Here is a 4,963-nt window from a genome sequence, read left to right as displayed (position 1 = left end):
AATGAAAGCTATCGCAGGATTGCCATCGAGCGCGGCGGCATGGCGCCCGAGGATGTCTTTGTGGTTCGCTCGGGCCCCGATCTGAGCCGGTTGCAGCACCTGCCCCCAAACCCCGCGTGGCGCAACGGGCGGACATACATGGTGGGCTATGTCGGCGTCATGGGCGATCAGGAAGGCATTGACCTTCTGCTGGAATCCGTGGCGCATCTGGTGCAGGTTCAGGGGCGCGAAGACATCCAGTTCTGCCTTGTGGGCGGGGGCCCCAGCCTGGACAAGCTGCGCGAACAATCTGCTGAAATGGGCCTGTCGGATTACGTCACCTTCACCGGCCGCGCGCCGGATCATGATCTGTTCGAGATCCTGTCGACCGCAGATGTCTGCGTGAACCCGGATCGGGTGAACGAGATGAATGACAAATCCACCATGAACAAGATCCTTGAATACATGGCGTTCGAAAAACCCATCGTTCAGTTCGACGTGACCGAAGGGCGGTTCTCGGCACAGGAGGCCTCGCTTTACGCCAAGGCCAACGATCCGGTGGATATGGCCGACAAGATCACCGAGCTGCTGGCAGATGACGACCGCCGCGCCGCCATGGGCCGCTATGGCCGCGCCCGGGTCGAGGCCGAGATGGCCTGGCCCCATCAGGTCCCTGCGCTGATCGCGGCGTATAAGCGGATCTGGAAGGGCTGAACTTCGTTATTCGGCGGCCTGCTTGGTTTCGATGGGTTTTGGAGCTTTGGTCCGGCGGCGCAGGCGCATGGCTGGTTCTTCAATGAAATGCCATGACAGCACTGCACAAATCAGCGTGAAGGGAAGCGATATCGCCATATTTATGACAGGTGTCGTGACCCCTGTCTGTGCCACCAACTGCTGGATCGGAAAGGCGTAGATGTAGACGCCGTAGGAATAGTCGCCCAGCTTATTATAGCGCAAAAGCAGCGGGGCTTCGGCGTAGCCTGCAAAAAACGTCGCATAAGACAGGCTGAAGGCGAAGACCGGCAGAAACAGCGGCGTGAACCAGGCCACAACGGCCAGCGCTGCAGAGGTGGCGAGCAGGGTCCAGGACAGCGGGATGTACTGGCGCCAGATATAGAACACCATCCCCATCAGGAACGGCAGTCCAAGCCGCGTAAGCTGCTCGATGCGCGGGTTCAGCTCGGCAACCATCGCCACGGCATAGACAACTAGGAACAGCAGCGCCATTGCAGCGAATATCTTCTTTCGGCCCAGAAGGCCAAGAACCCCACAGATCAGGACGCCAGTATAGCAGGTGACCTCGTAAGACAGCGACCAGAGAGAGCCGTTGATTGCGGGTCCGTAAGGATTGGCTTCGAATACGCCGGGCAGCACGTACTGAATTCTGAACAGCAGCATGTTGCGAACGAAGAACTCCCCTGCCTGCGACCAGAAAATGGCAGGTGGCGCCTGTGTCAGCAGAAGACCGGCAACCAGAAGGGTAATTATGGTCACCGCTGCAAGGGCGGGAAACAGACGCAGCGCGCGCGCGGTCAAGAAGGAGGTAGCGGATCGTTTTCGGTCGAAGCTGCGCGTGATGAAAAAGCCTGAGATTGCAAAGAATATCCAGACGCAGACCATGCCAAGCGACAATCCATGCAGTGTGGATTCGAATGGCTGGCCGACTGCGCCGCCCCAGCTCAGCGGATACGCATGCGATACAAGCACTCCGCCAGCGGCCAGGATGCGGATCAGGTTGAAATTGTTGTCGCGCCCGTCTGACCGGTCCGCGATAAGCGACGCAGGCTTCCCCGAGGTTGCACGCGCATCATGCTCTTTCATCTGCGGGTCCCTGGGTTGATGGCATATTCATACTATACGCAATTATTTCGAGGCTGATCTTTGATACAAGGCCCACGGTGCAGTTGACACGAGTATATCGAAACCTTGAATTTTGGGTGGAAACGATTCCTTCGAGCAAACGACAATTGTATCGGCTTTGGTCTTTGATAGCACGGCCACAGCGGATGGTAATGTATGATTGGTTTCCAGTGCAATCTGTTGAACTGCGCCTTGCACGCCGGCTAACGAACCAATTATGCGCAGCGGTTGCTGTGTGGGGTTGGCAAAGGTCGGAACTGCCGTACCGCTAAAGATCATAAGAAAGGACAAGGGTCTGCAACTAGGCTTGAAAACCCACGCATCCTTTGCGTCTTCCACATAAGCTCCGGCGCCCAGGTTGCGCGTGTCGTGGAGATTCAACGCCTCAATATAAGAGGTGTAAATTTTGCCGTCCTGATACCACCCGACGGTCAACACCAGATTGCGCAACAGAAACAGTCCGGCAATCGCCGCAACGGCCGTTTGTTGTGATCGCAGCTTGGCGCTGGGATTTAGCGACAAGCTGGCGGCGAGAAGGGCCAGCATCAGAAGTGGAATCCGTTCACTCAGATGTCCGACGCCGAACAGGTGCGGAGGGGTTATCAAGATCAGCAAACCACACAGCGCCACGGTAAGCTTCATACGCCAGTCGATCCGCCATATCCCGGTGATGAGGCCCCCGATCAGCACGCCCCACAATAGGATGCCAAAACCCCAGTCGAAAATGCGCCATGTGGATTCAGCCACGCGCAGGAATCCGTCAACGCGCAGATAGGCCTCGGTGCTCAGGCGTGTCCACAATGTTCCATGCTCGGCATGGGTCAGAAGATTTGAAACTGATGTGGCGACGCCACCACTTGCGGTTTTCGTCTGTAAGAAAACCACAGTCGGCGCGATGGCGATTGATACAAGTCTTGCGGCTTTACGTAACAAAACCGATAGCCCAGGATAGCCTGATCGGAACGCAAGCGACAGCTCAACCATACCCAGCAGCAACCCCCACAGCGCAAAGGCCAGGCCGTGAATAAAGAAAAGAAGCAGCCCCAAACATGCTGTCACAATCAGTTGCCGGACAGGCCGGCCCTGTGCCGCAATCCAATAGCCGGTGGCGCCCAGCAGAACCCCTAATCCCAGCAGAAAATTCGAGAAACCCCAAATCAGAATATGGTTATACGCCACCAGGCCAGCCAGAAGTACGGTTAGCACCGAAAGGTGGCCGTGCAGAACGCGTGCAAGGTACAAAATACCTGCGAACGGGGCCGCAATGATCAGACAGGCGATCAGCTTAGCGCCCAAAAGCGGGGGCAGCACTTTCATGACGCCTGTGCCCAGAACATCCAGACCAAGATTGGGCAGAAGTTGCCAGGCAGCCTCATAGTTCTGTTGCAGTATGGCCGAGTTCGGAAGATTGGCGAGAATGTAATAACGGGCGATATGGGCGTAGAAATCCGTCAGCGGCAAGACGGGTGTCACGCACAGCGGAATAAGGCTGGCAAACAGAGTCAGTGCCAGAACTGGTCGCAAAGAACGGCTTTGAGGTGTCGTAAGTTTTTCTGCCGCAGGCACTTTTCCAACCATATACTAAGAACTAAAAAACTGTTTCATCAGGTATCAATAACATATCATTGTGCAATCTATTTTCTTACCGCAGCCACTCGCAACCCGACTGCGATGATCTGGCCGTAGGCTCGTAGACCCAAGCGCTGAACCTCCTCCTTAAAACGGCACAAACCGCGGCAGGCGGGTCAGGCTGGGTCCCATGAACCGCTGTAGTCGTGCATCTGCATCCGCCTCGGTTTCGCCGGGCAGGATGGGGGTGACAAATCGAACCAATGCGCCGTCGGTCCGGCCCATGGTAAAGCCGTCCTGGATAACGCTCAGCTTGGCGCGGAAATCGTTGACCATGCGTTTGCCGCGTTGTTCGAACCAGTAGTAGACCAGCTGCTTTGACAGCTCTTTCTGGATGACCGCGCGGTTGACGGTAAAGCTGCCGTAGGGGGTGTCGCCCGGATTGATCTCATATGGCTCAAGGCTGAAGATTTCCCAGCCACCTACGGGCAGGCAGACCTCGGGTGAATGGATGCCTTCGCCTTCGGTTTGCTTGTCGTAGAAGGCCACGAACATGTTCACGAAATCACCCGATCCGCTGTCGATATAAGTGGCATGGAGGTAATCGCTAGCGCCCAGAGTTCGTTCAACATTGGGATCAAGGCTGGTGGTTGACCCCGACCAGCCGCCCAATTGTCGCGGATAGAGGACAAAGGGGTCCCGCTCGACGAGTTTCACCTCGGAGGCGGGGCGCAGTGTCCACGCGGTCGAGACCGCAAGCGTCAAAAGCGCCGCGAGAGCCAGCGCGACCGAAGCGCGGATGGCAAAGATACGCAATGCGACGGCACCCAGCCCTTCGGTATCCAGATCGATTGTCTCGGCAAAGGGCTTTGGATCGGGAGCCAGACGCTGCAAGCCGAGCGCCATGAGAAACAGAATGGCGACGCAGAGCAGGAAGATGATCCAGCCTTCGAAGAAATGCATGAACCCTTCGGCCTGTTCGATGCCATGCTGATTGACCAGAATACCGATCACGCCGATGCGGATGGAGTTCATCAGAACGGTCAGCGGCGCGGCCGAGACCAGCAGAACCACCTTGTGCCAGATTGGGCCGCGGTAGAGCAGGGCAAAGAGGTATGAAAAGCTGAGGATTGGGAACAGGTAGCGTAGCCCGGAACAGGCCTCGGCCACCTGCAGCTTGTAGACGCCCAGATCGATGACATTGCCTTCGATAAAGACCGAAACACCGGCGAGCTGCACGAACCAGACGCCCAGCTCGGACGATATCCATTGTAGGAAGATTGTGAGCTTCCAGTACAGGAATTGCGGCAGGGGCAGCATGAATACAAGATGGATCACAGGCAACTGGTGATGTATGCCGCGCTGCCAGCCGAACACGGTGAGCATGACGCCGCCGGTCCAGATGATCATCGCATAGGTGACGATATCCGGGATGCGGGCCAGATTGCCGAGAATGGCGACGGCCAAAGCCAAAGCAATCACTGTGATGCCCGGCCAGCGGTCGCGCACGATGGGATTGGGCGGCGGCATGTCCCGCAATTCACGCAGGAACAGG

The 4,963-nt window shown here is 57.0% G+C and carries 4 protein-coding genes; 1 reads left to right on the top strand and 3 read right to left on the bottom strand.

What is annotated here, in order from left to right; translation table 11 throughout:
- Nucleotides 1-693: glycosyltransferase (locus AC2FND_RS19450; protein ID WP_496771367.1), on the top strand; the 693-nt coding region annotated here is incomplete at its 5' end.
- 6 nt (nucleotides 694-699) lie between these two features.
- Here the strand turns inward: AC2FND_RS19450 and AC2FND_RS19445 are convergent.
- From AC2FND_RS19445 to xrtD, 3 genes are all read right to left on the bottom strand, one after another.
- Nucleotides 700-1,800 carry an acyltransferase family protein gene (locus tag AC2FND_RS19445; RefSeq protein WP_496771366.1) on the bottom strand — a complete coding sequence of 367 codons (1,101 nt, stop codon included), beginning with the start codon at nucleotides 1,798-1,800 and terminating at the stop codon, nucleotides 700-702.
- Between the two features lie 42 nt (nucleotides 1,801-1,842).
- Nucleotides 1,843-3,405, bottom strand: a complete 1,563-nt coding sequence (locus tag AC2FND_RS19440) for a hypothetical protein (RefSeq protein ID WP_496771365.1) — start codon at nucleotides 3,403-3,405, stop codon at nucleotides 1,843-1,845.
- A gap of 150 nt (nucleotides 3,406-3,555) precedes the next feature.
- A partial coding sequence (gene xrtD, locus AC2FND_RS19435) for a VPLPA-CTERM-specific exosortase XrtD (protein WP_496771364.1) occupies nucleotides 3,556-4,963 on the bottom strand: 1,408 nt, incomplete at its 5' end.

Source organism: Ruegeria sp. BHSB056, from assembly GCF_059613305.1.
Note: the sequence above shows the minus strand (reverse complement) of the source record. Positions and strands in the feature narration are given on the sequence as shown.